Below are 18,958 nucleotides of genomic sequence, written 5' to 3'. Positions count from 1 at the left end.
TTGCAGGGCAATTGCAGCGGGACTGGGCAGTTGCACCATCAGACCACTATCCACGACACGCCATGAAGCTGCTTGCCTCGTTTTTGCTGTCTGCTGTCCTGTCTGCCTCGGCATGGGCGGCCGATCCGGCGCCCGTTGCCAAGCCCGACCTGGCCAAGGGCAGCGCAACCTTCGGTGCAACCTGTGTGGCCTGCCACGCCGCCGATGGCAACTCCACCGTGCCGGCGCAGCCCAAGCTGGCGCAGCAGCACCCCGAATACATCCTCAAGCAGCTCAAGGACTACAAGTCCGGCGCGCGCAAGGACCCGGTCATGCAGGGTTTTGCCGCGGCCTTGAGCGAGGCCGACATGCGCAATGTGGCCTACTGGCTGGCCAGTCAGAAGGTGAAGCCGGGCGAGGCCCGCAATGGCGACACCCTGGCCCTGGGCGAGCGCATCTACCGTGGCGGCATTTCGGACCGCAACATCGCGGCCTGTGCCGGTTGCCACAGCCCGAATGGGGCCGGCATTCCGGCGCAGTACCCCCGCCTGGGTGGCCAGCATGCCGACTACATCGCCACGCAGCTCAAGCATTTCCGCACGGGCCAGCGGGGCAACAGCCAACCCATGGTCGATGTGGCGTCCAAGATGAACGACCGCGAAATCCAGGCGGTGTCGGATTACATCGCGGGTTTGCGCTGACGGGTGGGGCTTGCATCGGTGTGGCCGGTGCCAGGAATTTCGTGTGAAAGCGGGTGACCGGCGACAACCGGCATCCGCTTTGGTGTTTCAAGGGGCGGCCGCCCCGGTGTTGGGCAGGTGATGGCAATTTCCACAGACGGTATGCAGATGCGGCAGGGCTCGCCCACGGTGCGGTCGGCGGTGGAGCTGCTGTCCTCCATGCGCTTCGCGATCGCCCTGCTCACGCTGATCTGCATCGCCTCGGTGATCGGCACGGTGCTGCAGCAGCACCAGCCGCTGGGCAACTACATCAACGAGTTCGGTCCGTTCTGGACGGCGTTTTTCGTGCGCCTGCAGCTGCAGGCGATCTACAGCGCCTGGTGGTTCCTGCTCATCATGGCGTTCCTGGTGGTCAGCACCTCGCTGTGCATCGCGCGCAACGCGCCCAAGATCCTGGCGGACCTCAAGACCTTCAAGGAAGACATCCGCGCGCAAAGCCTGCGCGCCTTTCACCACAAGGCCGAGGCCGCGCTGCCCGAGGCGCCGCAGCTCGAAGCCACGCGGCTGGGCAACCGCCTGATCCGGGCCGGCTGGAAGGTCAAGTTGCAGGCCCGCGAGACGCCGCAGGGCGAGGGCATCATGCTGGCCGCCAAGGCCGGCTCGGCCAACAAGCTGGGCTACCTGGCCGCGCATGGCGCCATCGTGCTGATCTGCCTGGGTGGCCTGCTCGATGGCGACTGGATGGTGCGGGCGCAAATGTGGCTGGGGGGCAAGACGGCTTACCGCGGCAGTGGGCAGTTGTCCCAGGTGCCCGATGTGCACCGGCTGTCGACCGCCAACCCCACGTTTCGCGGCAACCTGCTGGTGCCGGAGGGGCAGCAGTCCGGCACGGCGTTGCTGTCGCTGTCGAACGGCGTGCTGCTGCAGGACCTGCCGTTCACCGTCGAGCTGAAGAAATTCATCGTCGAGTACTACAGCACCGGCATGCCCAAGCTGTTTGCCAGCGAGATCGTCATCCACGACAAGGACACGGGCGCGGCCACGCCCGCGCGGGTTGAGGTCAACCACCCCGTCACGCATCGCGGTGTCACGCTGTACCAGAGCAGCTTTGACGACGGCGGCTCGCAGGTCAAGCTCGTGGCGCATGCGCTGTCGGGCGCCGCCGTGGCGCCGGCCGGCCTCGAGGTGGCCGGCACCGTGGGCGGCAGCCAGGCCGTGCAGGTAGGCGACCAACGCATGACGCTGGAGTTCGATGCGCTGCGCGTCATCAACGTGGAGAACATGGGCGGCGGGTCCGACACCAGCGTGGATGTGCGCAAGGTGGACCTGGCCAACCTCGGCGAGGCATTGAAGGCGCGGCTGGGCTCGGGCACCAAGGGCATCACCCCCAGCGCCCTGCACAACGTGGGCCCCAGCATCACCTACCGCTTGCGCGATGCGGCGGGGCAGGCGCGTGAGTTCAACAACTACATGCTGCCCGTGGACATGAAAGACGGCGGCGTGCCGGTGTTCCTGCTGGGCGTGCGCGAGAACCTCGCCGAGCCGTTCCGCTACCTGCGCATTCCGGCCGATGAGCACAGCACCATGGCCGGCTTTGAGCGCCTGCGCCTGGCGCTGGCCGACCCCGCGCTGCGCCAGCAGGCCGTGGCCCGCTACGCGCGCCAGGCCGTGGCGGACGGGCGCGAGGCGGTGCAGGCGCAGCTGGCCGAGTCGGCCGGGCGCGTGCTCGACGTGTTCGCCGGGGCCGTGCCCATCGAAGGGGCCGATGGCGGCCTGCAGGCGGTGGCGGGTTTCCTCGAGCGCAACGTGCCCGAGGCCGAGCGCGAGCGAGCCGGCTCGGTGCTGGTGCGCATCCTCAACGGCACCCTGGTCGAGCTCGATGCCCTGGCGCGTGAGCGGGCCGGTTTGCCCACAGCCAGCCAGACGTCGTCGGAGCGCTTCCTGTCGCAAGCCATCGTCGCCCTGTCCGATGCCCGTCTGTACCCGGTGCCGCTGACGTTCCAGCTGCGCGACTTCCAGCACATCCAGGCCAGCGTGTTCCAGGTGGCCAAGACACCCGGCAAGTGGGTGGTCTACCTGGGCTGCGCCTTGCTGATCCTGGGGGTGTTCGCCATGCTCTACGTGCGCGAGCGCCGGCTGTGGATCTGGTTGACACCGGGGTCTGGCGCAAAGGGCCGCAGCCATGCGACCATGGCGCTGTCGTCCAACCGCAAGACGCTGGACGCCGATCAGGAATTTGCCCGGCTGCGCCACACGCTGCTGGGTGATCAGGAAGAGCCCCGATGAACACCGCCACGGCCCACGTTGCCAAGACCGATCCCAACCTGGAGCTGGACAGCCAGGCCGGCTATTTCGCGCGCCGCACCTGGCGCGACTGGCTGTTTGCCGCGTTGGTGCTGGCCGGCGGTCTCTACGCCTTCGTGAACTACGAATTCGCCATGGACGGCTACGAGCGCGCCATCCTGCTGGCCACCATCCCGGTGGTGGTGTGGCTGGGGTGGTTCTGGCGGCCGTTGCAGGGGTTGATGGCGGTGGTGGCGGCGTTGAGCCTGCTGGCGCTGTGGCTCTACCAGGGCGACCTGGCGCGCGCGGACACCGCCTTTTTGCTCAAGTACTTCCTGTCCAGCCAATCGGCCATCCTGTGGATGAGCACGCTGTTTTTCCTGGCCACCCTGTTCTACTGGGGCGGGGCGCTGTTGCCCTCGCAGCGCGAGGCCTGGCAGGGCATCGGCAGCAAGTTCGCCTGGGTGGCGGTGACGCTGGCGCTGGTGGGCACCATGGTGCGCTGGTGGGAAGGCCACCAGATGGGCCCCGACATCGGCCACATCCCGGTCAGCAACCTGTACGAGGTCTTCGTGCTGTTTTGCTGGATGACGGCCCTGTTCTACCTGTATTACGAGGCTCAGTACCGCACCCGCGCGCTGGGGCCGTTCGTGATGCTGATCGTCAGCGCGGCGGTGGGCTTCCTGCTCTGGTACGCGCTGGTGCGAGAGGCCTACGTCATCCAGCCGCTGGTGCCGGCGCTGAAAAGCTGGTGGATGAAGCTGCACGTGCCGGCCAACTTCATCGGCTACGGCACGTTCGCCCTGGCGGCCATGGTGGCCTTTGCTTACCTGCTCAAGACCGCGAGCGCGCGGGCGCTGTGGGTGGGGCTGGTGGCGTTTCCCGTGGTGTTCCTCATCGTGCCGGTGGCCGGTTTCCGCTGGCTGGGCGATGCTGAACTGGCCGGCGCGCTCGACAAGACCCTGCGCATGGCGGTGCCGCTGGTGGTGTTCTTTGCCCTCACGATCGCCGGCCGCAAGCTCATCAACAGCACCACGCCCAGCCTGGTGATGATGGACGACCTGATGTACAAGGCGATTGCCGTGGGCTTTGCCTTTTTCACCATCGCCACCGTGCTGGGCGCCCTCTGGGCGGCCGAGGCCTGGGGCGGCTACTGGAGCTGGGACCCCAAGGAAACCTGGGCCCTCATCGTCTGGCTGAACTACGCCGCCTGGCTGCACATGCGCCTGATGAAAGGCCTGCGCGGCGCCGTCTCGGCCTGGTGGGCGCTGGCGGGCCTGGTGGTCACGACCTTCGCCTTCCTCGGCGTGAACATGTTCCTGTCGGGCCTGCACAGCTACGGCGAACTTTGATTCATTGAGTGGGGTATGTGGCCATTCCCGTTTGTTGAGTAACGGGAGTGGGGTGATACTGCATCAGGCTGTGAATCCGGCTTGAGCGAGGCTGGAGGCAACGATGGACCCGCAGGTGCACGGCATCGGCCATGCCGGACGCGTTACCGTGCGCATCTGGCGTGCGATGGCCGCCAACGTCTGCGCGCTGCCAATCCCGCCTGCACGGCCTGCCACGGTGACGTTGCCGCGCCCTGCATGCAGGCCGCCGGGTGTCGCTGCGGCCGAGCCGCGGGGAACTCCGGCACGCGCCGGGCCTCTATCCCGGGTTGCCGGGCGAACCTGCGCCGAAACGTGCAACAGCCCGGCGCACAGGCGGTTGGCATCGCCAGCCCACCGCGCCGTGAACCCTGAAGGACATCGCCATGCTGATCCGCACCAACCCCTGGTCTGAACCGCGCGAGCATGAGGTCACGCCACAGGCGGCCTACCTCACGCGCCGGCAATGGCTGCGCACCGCCGCTGCGGCGGGGGCCGTGGGCACGGCATCGGCCTGGCTGCCGGCCCAGGCCGCCACGGCGAGCGCGCCGGGCAAGCTGCGGGCCTTGCCGGCGGTGGCCAGCAGCGTGGCCGGTGCAGGCCTGGCGGCGGGCGACAAGCTCACCGCCTATGGCGATGTGACCGGCTACAACAATTTCTACGAATTCGGCACCGACAAGACCGACCCGGCTGCGCGCGCAGACCGCATGCCCGTCGACCCCTGGCGCGTGCAGGTCGACGGCCTGGTGGGCAAGCCCCAGACCCTGAGCCTGGACACGCTGCTCAAGCTGGCGCCGATGGAAGAGCGCATCTACCGCCTGCGGTGTGTGGAGGGCTGGTCCATGGTGATCCCCTGGGTGGGCTATTCGCTGGCCAAACTGCTGGCCCACGTGCAGCCGCTGGGCAGCGCCAAGTACGTGGTGTTCACCACGCTGGCCGACAAGGCCAGCATGCCGGGCCTGTCCATGCGCTTCATCGATTGGCCCTACCAGGAGGTGCTGCGCCTGGACGAAGCCCAGCACCCGCTCACGCTGCTGGCCTTTGGCCTGTATGGCGAGGTCTTGCCCAAGCAGAACGGCGCGCCGCTGCGCCTGGTGGTGCCCTGGAAGTACGGCTTCAAAAGCGCCAAATCCCTGGTGCGCATCACGCTGACCGACAAGCCCGTGGCCAGCGCCTGGATGAAGTCCGCGCCGCAGGAGTACGGCTTCTACGCCAACGTGAACCCCGGCGTGGACCACCCACGCTGGAGTCAGGCCACCGAGCGCCGCATCGGCGATGGCGGCCTGTTCACCCCCAAGCGCAAGACGCTGATGTTCAACGGTTACGAGGCCCAGGTCGGCCAGCTCTACGCGGGCCTGGACCTCAAGCGCAACTACTGACACGCGCCAACGGCGCAACGCCTGAGGCGCCACCCCGCGACAGATCCCTGTCGGGGTGGGCATGGCCCTTCAGCACGGGTTCAGATGGCGCCTCACCCGCATGATCGCCGACCGCCACACGCCGCCCGGTGCGCATGGTCCGATGTGGCCACAAGACGAGCGCTCACGCATCGAACCAGAATCGCTTCATGACACCTGCTGACCCACGCCTGGCCCTGCGAACGGGGCTCAACCGCGCGCTGATGCACCCGCTGGCCAAGCCGGCGTGGGTGCTGCTGGCGCTGTGGCCGCTGGCGCTGTTGATCTGGGGCGCCATCCAGGGCGGGCTGGGCGCCAACCCGGCCGAAACGTTGATCCGTAGCACCGGCGACTGGGCGCTGCGCCTGCTGTGCCTGGGCTTGTCCATCACGCCGCTGCGCGTGAGCCTGGGCCTGCCTGCGCTGGCCCGCTTTCGCCGCAACACCGGCGTGCTGTGCTTCGTCTACGCCGCCTGCCACGTGCTGGCCTACATGGGGTTGGACATGGGCTGGCAGCTGGCCGACATCTGGCACGACGTGCTCAAGCGCCCCTTCATCACCGTTGGCATGGCCACCTTCGGGCTGCTGCTGCCGCTGGCGCTGACCTCGTTCAACCGCGCCGTGCGCGCCCTTGGCGGGCGGCGCTGGCAGCGCCTGCACCGCCTGGTCTACCTGGCCGCCGCCCTGGCGCTGCTGCATTTCTTGTGGATGCGCAGCGGCAAACAGCTGTTTGGCGAGGTCTGGCTCTACGGCGGCTGGCTGGCGCTGGTCTTGCTGTGGCGGGTCCGGGCCGCCTGGCACAAGCGACGAGCGGCTGTGCGTGTTTGATGGGTGGGTAGTATGGTGCACTATCCGTTGATCAACGATCGGAAATGGCTGCATACCCTTGATTAATTGGTGATGAATCGGGCAGATGCCGTGGGCACTTCGTTGCTGATCGTCGCTCGGCTGATTGGCTCAGGCCTGGGGGACGGGTCGCCTTCAAAGCCATCGAGGAAGCGGAAGGCCAGCGCGCGGTGGCCCGACGCGCAGCCGCCATCGAACGCACGGCCGAGCGGCACAGCCATCAGGGGTTCAGCAAGCCGGGTCCGGCAGTGGACGCTTGCTCGTGAGGTTCAGCGCACCGCCCACGCTGCCCTTGCCGTAGCGCACCGATGCCGCGTGATGAGTGCGTTGCGTGAGGCCGGAACAGCCCATCAGAGGCTGACCGACTGGGGGCAGCAGCGGTCACTCGGCCCGCTGCGCTGGGTCAACCGTCCGCGTGTCGGACTCAGCGGACCGGCGAGCTGACCGCGCCGGTGTCGGACGCAGCAGATGCCGGCGATGCGGGCGTGCTCGACGCAGGCGCCGATGCGGCTGTCGCGGGGCTTGCCGGTCGGTTCGCCGATGGGTTTGCCGATTGGCTGGGGCTGGGCAGGAACACCACACCGGGCAGGCGCGTGCGCTGGGCCGCCTCAGGCGACTGCGGCAGATACAGGTCACCGCGCTGGCCGCAACCTGCCATCAGCAGGCAAACCCCTGCTGCCAGCGCAACGCGCCGGATGAATAGAATTTGGCCAACACCAGACATGGACCAGATTGTAATGACCGACCACGAGTACCTGGATCAGGCCGAGGCGCTGCTGGCGCGCATCGAAGCGGCCTGCGATGCCATCAACGACGAAACCGACGCCGACATCGACAACCAGCGCGTCGGCGGCATGATCACCCTGGTGTTCGCCAACCGCAGCCAGATCGTCATCAACCTGCAGCCGCCGCTGCACGAGGTGTGGCTGGCCGCGAAATCGGGCGGCTACCACTACCGCCTGGTCGATGGCGCGTGGCGCGACACCAAATCGGGTGACGAGTTCTGGACCGTGCTCAACCGCGAAGCCAGCGCCCAAGCCGGCTTGCCCCTGAGGTTCTGACGGACGAACGCCGGCTGCTCGCGGCGCAGGTTTTTCCAAGGTCGCTGGCCGCTTCGTCCGCTGTGCAACCCTGGGGCACGCTGCGGCGCTGGGCCTGGGGTTGACCGACGTAGCGCGAGAACGGGGCGTTTTCGTCCGCACGCCAGGTAGCCCTGCAGCAGGGCCGCGAAACTGACAGTGACGCCGAGCGCCAGGCTCTTGAGTCGATCACGCTGATCCCGCCCTGCATCTGGCTCCAGAGCGCGCCCGCATCGACGTCGATCAGGGGCATGCAGACGATCCAGCACCACAGTCACACGTTGACCTGGACCGCGAACCGCTGGTGGCAGGCGACTCAGGTTCAGCCAGGTGGCATGCGCGATCGGCGGCGTGACGAGGCGCACAGCTCGGGTGGCAGAGTGGGGGCGGTGGCGTCAGCAGTCGACGCCGCTGCGACGCCGTTGTCGTGGTTGCATTGGGTAGTATGGCGTTGATGCCGATGGTGGCAAAACGGCAATGCATGCATACTGCACTCAAACTCGCGACCCACGTCGACCCTGACCAGTTCAGCGACAGCTCGGCGAGCGGCCTTCCCGCAGCATTTCGGCGCGGGCGCGGGTGTCGGGGTGGGTGCTGATCCAGCTCCAGTCCGGGCCCTGGGCGGAGGCGTCGGCCTGGGGGCTGTCCGATGCGGAGGCTGCACCCGACGCCGCTGCTGTACCCGATGCTGCTGCGCCGGGCGCCGTCGCGCCGGGCGTCGCTACGCCGGGCGTCGCCGCGCTGGCGCCATCGGCCGGCGCCTCGGAGGACGCGTCGTCGGGCTCGTTCTCCAGCGCAAGCAGCAGGTCGCCCATGGGGCGTGTGGGCTTGTCCAGGTGCTGCATCAGCGCCACGGCAAAGCAATCCGCCTCGGTTTCATGGGCGCGGGAATAGGCGAGGCTGGTGAGCAAGGTGGCCGAAGTGGCGAAGATGCCGCTCACGTCGCCCAGTGCCAGCGACATGCCGGTCTGCAGCACCCCTTGCTGCAGCACAGCGCGGCTGGTGTGGCGCTGGGCCACGTGGCCGGCTTCGTGGGCCAGCACGCCCAGCAGGGCGTCGTCGGGTGCGCCCAGCATCTGGGCCTGGCGCACGATGCCATCGGTCATGACGATGGTGCCGCCGGGCAGGGCAAAGGCGTTGGCGCCCATGCCGTGGCGAAACTCCAGCCGGTAGGGGGGGCGGTAGTGGGCATAGTGCGTCATGCTGGGCTGGATGCCCTGCACCAGGGCATCGAACTGCGTTCGCAGCTGCTGCTGACGCTCGGCCGGGAGGCGGCTGGGCTTGAGCATGCGCTGATCCAGCTGCTCGAGGTATTGGCTGCTGACCTGTTGCTCGACCGCCAGCGGCACGAACCGCGTCAATTGGGTGGCCGCCCAGGGCGTGCCCCAGTGGTAGAACGCCCACAGGCCGCCCACGGCCACGGCGCCCACCAGGGCCAGCGTGGGCCAGTGGGTCTGCATGCGGGTGGTCAGGCTGGCCCGTCCGCCCGCGGCACGCACGGCGGCGTGCCAGGCCTGGTGGTCGTTCACCTCCAGGCTGCCGTGGTCGCCCAGGTCGATCAGCAGCGGACCCGAGGGCTTGCCTTTGGCGCGCCAGACCTCGGGCCAGTGCACCTGCCGGTGGGTGAGCTGGATGCTCGCCGTGGCGCCGTCCAGCGGGCGCACCACCAGCATGGGGCCGCCCGGCCCCGGGCGGGGCGTCACCCAGGCGGCGCGCGCTTTGCTGCTGCGTCCGTCGAACCACAGGGCTTGCAGCGACCGCAGGCGCGCGGCCTGGGTCTGGCCTTCGGGGGACAGGGGCGCGGGGCGGGTGGGTTGCAGGGAGGAGGGCATGCGAAGCTCACGAAATCAGGTCGAGCCCGATCAGGTCGGCAAAGGCGTCCCCCAGGGCGCCCTGCTCCTGGCTCAGGCGGCCTTGCAGCTCGTCCAGGTCGCCCTTGACATAGAGCGTGACCGACTCGAGCTTCATGCGGTATTCGGCCACACGGGCATAGGGGCGGTAAAAGCCCAGCGTCAGCGCGGTCAGCAGCAGGTTCCACAGGCGCAGTCGCACGAAGGCCCAGGCATTCAGCTTGCATTTGAAGCGGGCCAGCGGGCCCACACCGATGTTGTTCCACAGCAGCTGGAACATGCGGGCCTGCTTGTAGGCCAGGATGGGCGAGAACGCGAACACGATGAAGGCCAGCCAGAGCACGGCCACCAGCAGGCCGGCCCAGATCATCATGCCCATCGAGCCCATGCTGAGTGCGGCGGCGGCCATCACCCCCAGGCCGGTGAACAGCGCGCCGGCCAGCACCAGCACCAGCACCGAGACCCCGATGGTGGCGATCCAGACGCGCAGGAAGTCGCCGTACACGGGCTTCCAGTGGCCGAACAGGCCGCCGATCTGGGTCCGCGTGACGAACAGCCGGCGGTAGTTGAATTCGAGCAGCACCACAAACGGCAGCGTCGCGACCACGCCGGCGACGCCGATGGCCGCCAGGACGTGCCACTTCGCCTTCACGGCGTCGATGTAGATGTGGAAGTAGTCGTCATACGCCTGGTAGGGCGGGGCCGCGAGTTGGTCTTCCACGGTCTGGAGCTCGGCCCGAAGCGGGGCCAGTTCGGCTTCGTCGGGCGTGTCCGAGGCGTCTTCCAGGTCGCTGATCTGCGCCTGCAGGTCGTCGTGGCGCTCCTGCAGGGCTTCCATGGCCTGGGCCAGTTCGACGTGCCGCTGCAGGCCCGAGTAGTTGAAGGCGACGACGACGCCGATCCAGACCAGGGCGATGGCAAAGACGGGCCACGATTGCCGGTAGATTTCGCCCCAGCGGGCCACGAACAGCGGGCGCAGGCCACGCCAGCGCGTGGCGCGCGTGCGAAAGCGCATGGCGCTGCCCCACAGGAAGGGGGCGGCCACCGCGGCCAGCACCAGCATGACGTTGACGGCCCACTCGTACTCGAGGAACGACGCCAGCTCGTACGCCACGTAGGCCGCGGTCACGATCAGGAAGCCCACCATCATGCGGCGGATGGAGGCGGTGAATTCCAGGGGCGAGCCCGCGACCTCGGTGTGGTTGTAGAAGTACGAGGCCGTGCGTCGGCGGGCATAGGGTGTGAAAAAGCCCAGCGTGACCACGGTCAACACCACGTTGACCAGCCAGACCCGAAAGTACGCCTGACCGGTGCCGGCAAAGTGAAGGGGGTGGCTGTGGATGGGGGGGCGCGGCTGCGCGGCCGAGACATCGGCGTTCGCAGCCGTGCCGGGCTGCACGGGGTCATTGACCATCTGGGTCATGGAATCTCCCTCCTGCAGCCACGAGTGTAAAAGTTTGTCGCCCCTGCGTTGGGAATCGGCGTCGGTTGCGCATCCGGCCGACGCCCTCCCGCCTGTTTGTGGACAAAAAAAGACGCCGACCAGCGGCGTCAGGAGGAGGGAAAAGAAAGAGGAACCGATCAGCCGCGGGCGGTGGCCAACTGGCCCAGGGCAAAGACCGAGTTGGGTCCCGATGCCCGGGACTCGCCCTTGGGCTTGGCAAACACGCCGCGCTTTTTGGGCTTTTTGACGTCGATCTCCACGCCCTTGGCCAGCTGTTCATCGGCCAGCATGCGCAGGTTGATGGACTGCATGTGTTCCATCATCCGGGAGTTGAGCTGGCGCCAGAGGTCTTCGGTCATCCAGCAGCCGGCCTCGTCACTGCCGTCTTCGGCACCGGGGGCAGCGCTGTCCACGGCGCAGATGATGTCGGCCACGCTGATGGAGCGGGCCTCGCGGCTCAGCGAATAGCCGCCACCGGGACCACGCGTGCTTTCCACCAGGCCTTGTTGGCGCAGCTTGGAAAACAGCTGTTCGAGGTACGACAGGGAAATCTGGTGACGTGTGCTGATGGCAGCCAAGGCCACAGGGCCTTGGGCTTCCCGCAAGGCAACGTCAATCATGGCAGTCACCGCAAAACGGCCCTTGGTGCTCAATCGCATTTTTGTCACTCCTAAAGACTGGTGGCTGTCCCGCTGGTGGCCAGTCATCCACTTCAGCGCGCTCGTGTACCCATGGATGGACCGCTTCGGCACAAAGTTCCCACAATTTTCGTCATGAAGACGTCTTTTTGCAGGCAGTTCGCATCCATCTGGTGCGGGTTCGCGGCAATGACGCCGACCAGTGCCATGGGAGTGACATGGGAGCGCCCTGGCGCTATTCAAGCGTTTTCAAGGGCGCAGGGGCACTTTTTTTACCCGTTTTTACGCCGTTTGCGCCTCCAGGCGGCGGATGCGGTCCACGTGGGCCTGCAGTGAACGGGCCGCGATCGGCCACAGGGCCTGCGGGGTGTCCTGGTAGGCGTGGGCCACCCAGTCCTGCAGTGAGCCCTCGGGCAGCGCGCGCATGGCGGCCGCCACCTTGGCTTCGCGGGCCAGGCGGTGGGCCTTGAGGTGGGCAATGGCCTTGTTGGCAAAGCCCAGGACATGGCCGTGGGCCGGCAGGATGTAGCCGATCTGCCACCGCACGCAGGCCTCGGCCAGCAGATCGAGCGAGTCCAGGTAATGGTCCATGTTGCCGTCGGGCGGCGAGACGATGGTGGTCGAGCCGTTGAGCACATGATCGCCCGAGACCAGCAGGCCGTCTTCGCGCAGCACGAAGCACAGGTGGTTGGCGGCGTGGCCTGGCGTGAACAAGGCCTCCAGCGTGTAGTGGTGGGGGGCGCCGTCCACCTTACCGCTCAAGGTGATGAGCTCACCGTGTTGCAGCGTCCGGTCGGGGTGGAAGGGCGGGTGCATGGCGTTGGCCGTGGGGGCCGAGGGCAGGCCCAGCACCTCCGGGCGGTTGGCGCACAGCGCCTGCAAGGGGGCTGCGCCTGGCGAATGGTCGAGGTGGGAGTGCGTGCAGAGGATGACGCGGATGTCGCCGCCCGTGGCGTCATGGATGCGCTGCAGGTGCACCGGGTCGTTCGGCCCCGGGTCGATGACGGCAAAGCCGGTTTCGGGCCGGCCGATGAGGTAGGTGTTGGTGCCGGGGCCGGTCATGATGCCGGGGTTGGGTGCGGTCAGGCGGCGCACGCCCTGCGTCAGCGACACCGGCGTGAGCGACTGCCAATCCAGGCGATGCTGCAACTGCCCATCGGGGCAGGTCAGCGCCAGCTCGCCATAGGCGGGGTCGGATTCCATGAAGCGCTCCACCTTGTCCTTGAGGTGGCCGCCACGCGGGCTGCTGACCCACAGCGGCTGTTCCGAGTCGCAGGCGTCGAGCACGTGCTGCACCGTGGCGTAGGCGGCCAGCCGCTGCAGGGTGCGGATGGTGGGAAAGATCATGCTGAACGTGCCCTCGGCATGGCGTGCCAGCGCCTGCGAGGGGTTGACCCACACCGGGTCGAACTGCTCTTGTTCGTCGGCTTGCGGGGTCTGGTCGACGGGGGCAGGGGCCACCAGGAACCCCACGTCGAAGCGCTTGGGCATGTCGCGGTCCGTGATCCAGCGCGCCAGCACGTGAACGCGCTGGGCCGACAGCCGCCAGCCCCGTTCGCGCAGCTGCGGCAGCAGGGGCGCGCTGCGGTCCAGCGTGCTGGCCTGGGCGGCCGAGATGGCGATGCCTTCGGCGTCTTCGGCCAGCAGCAGGCCGACTTCCTCAAAGCTTTCGCGCAGGGCGGCCACGGCATCCGTCAGCGCGGCGCCGACCTGACCGGGGCGGTGGCGGGCCACGTCCTGGGCTTGGCCGTCGGTGGCGTCCAGGGCGCCACCCGGGAAGACGTAGGCACCCGGGGTGAAGCTGGCCGTGAGCGAGCGCCGCGTCATCAGCACCTCCAGGCCTTGCTCACCATCGCGCAACAGCAGGACGGTGGCGGCCGGGCGGGGAGTCACGGGCTCGCGCTGGGGGTAGAGCAATTCGGAGGAACGAGGCATGTGGGGCTCTTGGAGGGGCAGAAACCCGCATGTTGCCCCAATTCGGCGCATGGCCTTGTCGCAGCACGGCGCGCACGGGCCGGCAGGCCGTCCGGGCAGCCAATTTCACATGCGGAACGAGGGCATACCCCGTTTCGCGGCGGGGCACTGGCCCGATACCCTGCGCGGGTTCGTCACGTTCACACACACAGGAGACTTCCCATGCGGTATTCGCGCCCTGCAGTTTTTTCCGCCTTGTTGTTCGCGTCCCTGGCGGCGCACGCGCAGCAAGGTCAGACCGTGAAGCTGGCCTGGATCGATCCCCTCTCGGGCCTGATGGCCGCCGTGGGCACCAACCAGCTCAAGACCTTCCAGTTTCTGGCCGAGCACTTCAACAAGAGCAACCCCGCAGGCGTGAAGTTCGAGGTGATCGGCATCGACAACAAGCTCAGTCCGCAGGAAACCACGGCAGCCGTGCGTTCGGCGCTGGACCAGGGCGCGCGCTACATCGTGCAGGGCAATGGTTCGGGCCCGGCCCTGGCCATCATCGATGCGCTGGAGAAGAACAACGCGCGCAACCCGGGCAAGGAGGCGCTCTACATGAACTACGCCGCCGTCGACCCGGAGCTGACCAACGCCAAATGCAGCTACTGGCAGTTCCGCTTCGACGCCGACACCTCGATGAAGATGAAGGCGCTGGCCAACTTCATCAAAGAGCAGCCCGACGTGAAGAAGGTGTACCTGCTGAACCAGAACTACTCGCATGGCGTGCAGGTGACCAAGTTCGCGAAGGAAGACCTGAAGGAGCTGCGGCCCGACATCCAGATCGTCGGCGAAGACCTGCATCCGCTGGCGCAGGTGCGCGATTTCGCACCTTACATCGCCAAGATCAAGGCCTCGGGGGCGGACACCGTCATCACCGGCAACTGGGGGTCTGACCTGGCCTTGCTCATCAAGGCCAGCAACGACGCCGGCCTGAACGTGCGCTACTTCACCTACTACGCCGGGGTGACGGGTGCACCCACGGCCATGGGCGCCGCCTCGGCCGGCAAGGTCTACCAGGCCGCCTATGCGCACTACAACATGACGGGTCCGATGCAGCCGCTGATGGTCGAGTTCAAGAAGCGTTTCAACGACGACCTCTACACCGTGGGGGCCTACAACGTGTTCCAGGCCTTGTCCGAAGCCATGGCCAAGGCCAAGAGCACCGAGCCGCTGAAGGTGGCGGTCGCCATGGAGGGCCTGAAGTTCAAGGGCTTCAATGGCGAGGCCGAGCTGCGCAAGTCCGACCACCAGATTCAGCAGCCGCTGTTCGTCACGCGCTGGGAAAAGGCCAGCGACAAGTTCCCCTACAGTCCCGAGAACACCGGCTACACGCTGGTGCCGGTCAAGACCATTGACGCGGCCACGGCCAGCACGCCGACCACCTGCCAGATGAAGCGGCCGGGTTGAGGCGCGCCGCATCCGGTGCCGGTTGCGCCCCGCGGACAGCGCGCGCTGCGCGCGGCTGAGCAACGTGGCGTGCCGGTTTCGGGTGCAGTTATCTGGATGAATGAAGTCAGTATGGGTCGGTTGCCGTTTGGAATGAAACGGAGATGGCCAGATACTCTGTGGTGATCGAACAAGCGGGGAATGGGTGTGACGCTGGAGTTTTTTGTCGTTTCGCTGCTCAACGGGGTCAGCTATGGCCTGCTGTTGTTCATGCTCAGTTCCGGGCTCACGCTCATCTTCAGCATGATGGGGGTGCTCAACTTTGCGCACGCCAGCTTCTACATGCTGGGGGCTTACCTGGCCTATTCCATCGCCAACGTCATCGGCTACTGGCTGGCCCTGTTCGTGGCACCCGCCGTGGTGTTCGTGCTGGGGGCGCTGTTCGAGAAATACAGCTTGCGCCGCGTGCACCGCTTTGGCCATGTGCCCGAGCTGCTGGTGACCTTCGGCCTGTCCTACCTGATCCTCGAGGTGGTGCAGCTGGTGTGGGGCCGCTCGGCCGTGCCCTACGAACTGCCCGCGCAGCTGCAGGGGCCGCTGTTTTCGATCTACGGCACGCAGTTTCCCAAGTCGCGTGCCTTCATCATGGCCGTGGCGCTGCTGATGATGGTGTCGATCTGGCTGGTGCTCACGCGCACGCGCATCGGCCTGGTCATCCAGGCGGCGCTCACGCACCCCGAGATGGCCGAGGCCCTGGGGCACAACGTGCCGCGCGTGTTCATGCTGGTGTTCGGCGGTGGCGCGGCGCTGGCCGGCCTCGCCGGGGTGCTGGGGGGCAACACCTACGTGACCGAGCCGGCCATGGCGCTGTCGGTCGGCTCCATCATCTTCGTGGTCGTGGTGGTCGGGGGCTTTGGCTCGCTCGGTGGGGCGCTGCTGGCGTCGCTGCTGATCGGCGTGCTCCAGACCTTCGCCGTGGGCATCGATTACTCGCTGGCCACCCTGCTGGCCCATGTCGGCGTGCAGCTCACGCCCGATTCACGCGGCTGGGAGCTGTGGGGGCTGAAGATTTCACAGGTGGCCCCCATCCTGCCGTACCTGTTGCTTGTGCTGATGCTGATCTTCCGGCCCCAGGGCCTGCTCGGCAAGCGGGAGGGCTGACACCATGGCCCGCACCGCTGCCCCTTTCACATACCGGCCGTTGAACCTGGGCCGCTGGCTGGTCTGGACCGGTTTCGCGCTGGCGCTCATCCTGGCGCCCAAGGTGTTCACCAGCAGCCTGGCGCTGACCATGCTGTCGCAGATGGGGTACCTCATCATCATCTGCCTGTCCTACAACATGCTGCTGGGCCAAGGCGGCATGCTGAGCTTCGGCCACGCCGTCTACACCGGCCTCGGCGCCTTCATCGCCATCCATGCGGTGAACCTGGCGGCCGATGGCCAGCTGCCGGCGCCGCTCATCGTCGTGCCGCTGCTGGGCGGCCTGGGCGGGCTGCTGTTCGCCGTGCTGTTCGGCTATGTGACGACCAAGAAGTCGGGCACCACGTTCGCCATGATCACCATGGGCCTGGGCGAGCTGGTGGCCGCCATGGCGCTGATGTTCCCCAGCTTCTTCGGCGGCGAAGGCGGCATCAGCGGCGACCGCGTCTACGGCGCGCAGCCGCTGGGCATCAGCTTCGGGCCACAGATCCAGGTCTATTACCTCATCGCCGCCTACTGCTTCGTCTGCACGGCGCTGATGTTCGCCTTCACGCGCACGCCGCTGGGCCGCATGCTCAACGCCGTGCGCGACAACCCCGAGCGGGTGGAGTTCATCGGCTACAACACGCGGCTGGTGCGCTACATCGCCTTCATCATTGCGGGCTTTTTCGCCGGCATTGGCGGCGGCCTGGCGGCCATCAACTTCGAGATCGTCAACGCGGCCGACAGCCTGAACATGGTGCGCTCGGGCTCCTACCTGCTGTTCACCTTCCTCGGCGGCGCCGGCTTCTTCTTCGGACCCATCATCGGCGCGGTGCTGCTGGTGTTCGCCTCCATCCTGCTGTCCGAGCTGACCAAGGCCTGGCTGCTCTACCTGGGCCTGGTGTTCACGCTCATGGTCATGTACGCGCCGGGCGGGGTGGCCAGCATCGTGGCGCACAACCTGCGCGTGGCCGCGCACGGCAAGATGAAGCGGCTGCTGGCGCCCTATGCCGGCTTGCTGGTGACGGGGGCGGTGGCGCTGGCCGGCCTGGCCATGCTGGTCGAGATGACCTACCACCGCCAGCTCAACGCCGCCACCGGCCCCGAGGTGCAGCTCATGGGGTATTCGCTCGACACCACCGCGGCGGGGTCGTGGGTGCTGGCCGCGGTGCTGCTGGTGCTGGGGGGCGCTGCCCTGTGGTGGGTGCAACGCCGGTTTGCGCGTGCCTGGGGCAGCATCCAGGAGGAGATCGCTGCCATCGAGAAGGTGTGATGAACGCCAACCGACTCATACCCCCACACATCGTTTGCGAGTGCATGCATGGCCCCCATCCTTGAAATCAAGCAGCTGACCAAGAAGTTCGGCCAGACCGAGATCATCCGCGGCATCGACCTGGCCGTGAACGAGGGCGAGCGCGTGGCCGTCATCGGCCCCAACGGCGCGGGCAAGTCCACGCTGTTCAACCTCATCAGCGGCCGCCTCACCCCCACCAGCGGCGAGGTGCTGCTGGCCGGCCAATCCATCGGCGGCAAGCCGCCTTACGCCATCAACCGCCTGGGCTTGGCGCGCAGCTTCCAGATCACCAACCTGTTCGGCAAGCTCTCGGTGTTCGACAACCTGCGCTGCGCCACGCTGTGGCCGCAGGGCTATGGCTACACGTTCTGGCGCTTCCTGGCCAACCTGCACGACGCCAACGCGCGTGCCGAAGAGCTGCTGCAGATGGTGGGGCTGACGGCCAAGCGCGAGGTGCTGGCCATGAACCTGACCTACGCCGAGCAACGCGCGCTGGAAATCGGCGTGACGATCGCCGGCGGCGCCCAGGTCATCCTGCTGGACGAACCCACGGCGGGCATGAGCAACGTCGAAACCGAGCATTTCACCCAGTTGATCCGCCGCGTGACCGAGGGCAAGACCCTGCTGACCGTGGAGCACGACATGGGCGTGGTGTTCGGCCTGGCCGATCGCATCGCCGTCGTGGTCTATGGCCAGGTGATCGCCTTCGATGAACCGGCGGCCATCCAGGCCAACCCGCAGGTCCAGGCCGCCTACCTGGGCGAGGCGCACGGCACACAGGCCACGGGCGATGCACTCGCCGCGTCGGAGGGATGAGGCCATGCTGAAGCTGAACAACCTGCACGCCTACTACGGCAAAAGCCATGTGCTGCATGGCGTGAACATGGCGGTGGGCGAGGGCGAGATCGTCGCCCTGCTGGGTCGCAACGGGTCCGGCCGCTCGACCACGGCCAAGGCCATCATGGGCCTGGTGCACGCTGAGGGCGACATGACGTTTCGCGGCCAGTCCCTGATCGGCAAGCCCGCCTACGACATCGCGCACCTGGGCCTGGGCTACGTGCCGGAGAGCCGCGAGGTGTTTCCGCGCCTGACGGTGCGGCAGAACCTGGCGCTGGGCGAAAAACGCGGCAAAGCCAAGCCGCGCTGGACCTACGACGACATGTGGCGCATGTTCCCGCGCATGAAAGAGCGCGAGCACACCGAGGCCGGGGTGTTGTCGGGTGGCGAGCAGCAGATGCTCACGCTGTGCCGCACGCTGATGGGCGACCCCGACCTCATCCTCATCGACGAGCCGACCGAGGGGTTGGCACCCATGATCGTGGCGCAGGTGGCCGACTACCTGCAGCAGCTCAAGCGGCGTGGCATTTCGGTGCTGCTGATCGAGCAGAAGCTCACCATCGCCATGGACATCTCCGACCGCGTGCTCGTCATGGGCCACGGCCAGATCGTCTTTGACGGCACCCCGCAAGCGCTGCGCGAGGCGACGGCGGTGCGCAAGGCCTGGCTCGAGGTGTGAGGCGGACTCTGTTTTGGGTGAATGGCAGTATGGGGTTCTTGCCTTTTTTCAATGAG

General features: G+C 67.2%; 16 protein-coding genes. 11 read left to right on the top strand and 5 right to left on the bottom strand.

From position 1 onward, the window contains the following. Nucleotides 1-62 precede the first annotated feature (62 nt). From CCO03_RS17715 to CCO03_RS17695, 5 genes are all read left to right on the top strand, one after another. Nucleotides 63-680: a c-type cytochrome gene (locus CCO03_RS17715; RefSeq protein ID WP_087283248.1), complete on the top strand. Its 618-nt coding sequence runs from the start codon at nt 63-65 to the stop codon at nt 678-680. Between the two features lie 120 nt (nt 681-800). Then, the gene (locus tag CCO03_RS17710) at nt 801-2,945 is read left to right on the top strand and encodes a cytochrome c biogenesis protein ResB (protein WP_087283246.1); all 2,145 of its coding nucleotides are present in this window, start codon (nt 801-803) and stop codon (nt 2,943-2,945) included. Then, nucleotides 2,942-4,294, top strand: coding sequence for a c-type cytochrome biogenesis protein CcsB (ccsB, locus tag CCO03_RS17705; protein ID WP_087283244.1), 1,353 nt, complete (start codon nt 2,942-2,944; stop codon nt 4,292-4,294). Before CCO03_RS17710 ends, ccsB begins: the two co-directional genes overlap by 4 nt. Nucleotides 4,295-4,698: 404 nt before the next feature. Continuing rightward, nucleotides 4,699-5,691: a protein-methionine-sulfoxide reductase catalytic subunit MsrP gene (msrP, locus tag CCO03_RS17700; protein ID WP_087283242.1), complete on the top strand. Its 993-nt coding sequence runs from the start codon at nt 4,699-4,701 to the stop codon at nt 5,689-5,691. A gap of 188 nt (nt 5,692-5,879) precedes the next feature. Then, nucleotides 5,880-6,536, top strand: coding sequence for a protein-methionine-sulfoxide reductase heme-binding subunit MsrQ (locus CCO03_RS17695; RefSeq protein ID WP_087283240.1), 657 nt, complete (start codon nt 5,880-5,882; stop codon nt 6,534-6,536). A gap of 442 nt (nt 6,537-6,978) precedes the next feature. Here CCO03_RS17695 and lptM read toward each other — a convergent pair whose 3' ends face one another. Further along, the gene (gene lptM / locus CCO03_RS17690; protein WP_087283238.1) at nt 6,979-7,278 is read right to left on the bottom strand and encodes an LPS translocon maturation chaperone LptM; all 300 of its coding nucleotides are present in this window, start codon (nt 7,276-7,278) and stop codon (nt 6,979-6,981) included. Nucleotides 7,279-7,291: 13 nt separating this feature from the next. On the opposite strand from lptM, the gene cyaY reads away from it, so the two are divergent. Continuing rightward, complete coding sequence (cyaY, locus tag CCO03_RS17685; protein WP_087283236.1) at nt 7,292-7,615, top strand: iron donor protein CyaY; 324 nt, start codon at nt 7,292-7,294, stop codon at nt 7,613-7,615. A 545-nt stretch (nt 7,616-8,160) separates the two neighbouring features. Here cyaY and CCO03_RS17680 read toward each other — a convergent pair. The 4 genes from CCO03_RS17680 to CCO03_RS17665 all read right to left on the bottom strand — a co-directional run bounded on the left by CCO03_RS17680 (nt 8,161) and on the right by CCO03_RS17665 (nt 13,500). Then, on the bottom strand, nt 8,161-9,465 hold the full coding sequence (locus CCO03_RS17680) for a M48 family metallopeptidase (protein ID WP_087283234.1): 1,305 nt from the start codon (nt 9,463-9,465) through the stop codon (nt 8,161-8,163). A gap of 7 nt (nt 9,466-9,472) precedes the next feature. Further along, nucleotides 9,473-10,906 carry a DUF898 family protein gene (locus tag CCO03_RS17675; protein WP_157667780.1) on the bottom strand — a complete coding sequence of 478 codons (1,434 nt, stop codon included), beginning with the start codon at nt 10,904-10,906 and terminating at the stop codon, nt 9,473-9,475. Nucleotides 10,907-11,064: 158 nt separating this feature from the next. Beyond that, nucleotides 11,065-11,586: an Rrf2 family transcriptional regulator gene (locus CCO03_RS17670; protein ID WP_087283230.1), complete on the bottom strand. Its 522-nt coding sequence runs from the start codon at nt 11,584-11,586 to the stop codon at nt 11,065-11,067. A 261-nt stretch (nt 11,587-11,847) separates the two neighbouring features. Next, nucleotides 11,848-13,500, bottom strand: a complete 1,653-nt coding sequence (locus CCO03_RS17665; RefSeq protein WP_087283226.1) for an MBL fold metallo-hydrolase — start codon at nt 13,498-13,500, stop codon at nt 11,848-11,850. A gap of 201 nt (nt 13,501-13,701) precedes the next feature. Between CCO03_RS17665 and CCO03_RS17660 the strand changes: the two genes are divergently transcribed. The 5 genes from CCO03_RS17660 to CCO03_RS17640 all read left to right on the top strand — a co-directional run bounded on the left by CCO03_RS17660 (nt 13,702) and on the right by CCO03_RS17640 (nt 18,902). Further along, nucleotides 13,702-14,931, top strand: coding sequence for a branched-chain amino acid ABC transporter substrate-binding protein (locus CCO03_RS17660; RefSeq protein WP_087283224.1), 1,230 nt, complete (start codon nt 13,702-13,704; stop codon nt 14,929-14,931). A 186-nt stretch (nt 14,932-15,117) separates the two neighbouring features. Further along, complete coding sequence (locus CCO03_RS17655; protein ID WP_087284884.1) at nt 15,118-16,071, top strand: branched-chain amino acid ABC transporter permease; 954 nt, start codon at nt 15,118-15,120, stop codon at nt 16,069-16,071. Between the two features lie 4 nt (nt 16,072-16,075). Beyond that, nucleotides 16,076-17,365 (top strand): branched-chain amino acid ABC transporter permease, encoded by a 1,290-nt coding sequence (locus CCO03_RS17650; protein WP_087283222.1) that lies wholly within the window; start codon nt 16,076-16,078, stop codon nt 17,363-17,365. 48 nt (nt 17,366-17,413) lie between these two features. Beyond that, nucleotides 17,414-18,202 (top strand): ABC transporter ATP-binding protein, encoded by a 789-nt coding sequence (locus CCO03_RS17645; protein ID WP_087283220.1) that lies wholly within the window; start codon nt 17,414-17,416, stop codon nt 18,200-18,202. Nucleotides 18,203-18,206: 4 nt separating this feature from the next. After that, entirely contained in the window at nt 18,207-18,902 is a 696-nt protein-coding gene (locus tag CCO03_RS17640; protein ID WP_087283218.1) for an ABC transporter ATP-binding protein, read from the top strand. Nucleotides 18,903-18,958 lie beyond the last annotated feature (56 nt).

Source organism: Comamonas serinivorans (assembly GCF_002158865.1).
GTDB classification, from domain to species: Bacteria; Pseudomonadota; Gammaproteobacteria; order Burkholderiales; family Burkholderiaceae_C; genus Comamonas_E; species Comamonas_E serinivorans.
The sequence above is the reverse complement of the archived record's forward strand: the minus strand, read 5'-3'. Positions and strand labels throughout refer to the sequence as shown.

Coding starts and splice junctions, on each gene's coding strand:
- CCO03_RS17715 (WP_087283248.1), top strand. CDS start 63: ATGAAGCTGCTTGCCTCGTTTTTGCTGTCTGCTGTCCTGTCTGCCTCG.
- CCO03_RS17710 (WP_087283246.1), top strand. CDS start 801: ATGGCAATTTCCACAGACGGTATGCAGATGCGGCAGGGCTCGCCCACG.
- ccsB (WP_087283244.1), top strand. CDS start 2,942: ATGAACACCGCCACGGCCCACGTTGCCAAGACCGATCCCAACCTGGAG.
- msrP (WP_087283242.1), top strand. CDS start 4,699: ATGCTGATCCGCACCAACCCCTGGTCTGAACCGCGCGAGCATGAGGTC.
- CCO03_RS17695 (WP_087283240.1), top strand. CDS start 5,880: ATGACACCTGCTGACCCACGCCTGGCCCTGCGAACGGGGCTCAACCGC.
- lptM (WP_087283238.1), bottom strand. CDS start 7,278: ATGTCTGGTGTTGGCCAAATTCTATTCATCCGGCGCGTTGCGCTGGCA.
- cyaY (WP_087283236.1), top strand. CDS start 7,292: ATGACCGACCACGAGTACCTGGATCAGGCCGAGGCGCTGCTGGCGCGC.
- CCO03_RS17680 (WP_087283234.1), bottom strand. CDS start 9,465: ATGCCCTCCTCCCTGCAACCCACCCGCCCCGCGCCCCTGTCCCCCGAA.
- CCO03_RS17675 (WP_157667780.1), bottom strand. CDS start 10,906: ATGACCCAGATGGTCAATGACCCCGTGCAGCCCGGCACGGCTGCGAAC.
- CCO03_RS17670 (WP_087283230.1), bottom strand. CDS start 11,586: ATGCGATTGAGCACCAAGGGCCGTTTTGCGGTGACTGCCATGATTGAC.
- CCO03_RS17665 (WP_087283226.1), bottom strand. CDS start 13,500: ATGCCTCGTTCCTCCGAATTGCTCTACCCCCAGCGCGAGCCCGTGACT.
- CCO03_RS17660 (WP_087283224.1), top strand. CDS start 13,702: ATGCGGTATTCGCGCCCTGCAGTTTTTTCCGCCTTGTTGTTCGCGTCC.
- CCO03_RS17650 (WP_087283222.1), top strand. CDS start 16,076: ATGGCCCGCACCGCTGCCCCTTTCACATACCGGCCGTTGAACCTGGGC.
- CCO03_RS17645 (WP_087283220.1), top strand. CDS start 17,414: ATGGCCCCCATCCTTGAAATCAAGCAGCTGACCAAGAAGTTCGGCCAG.
- CCO03_RS17640 (WP_087283218.1), top strand. CDS start 18,207: ATGCTGAAGCTGAACAACCTGCACGCCTACTACGGCAAAAGCCATGTG.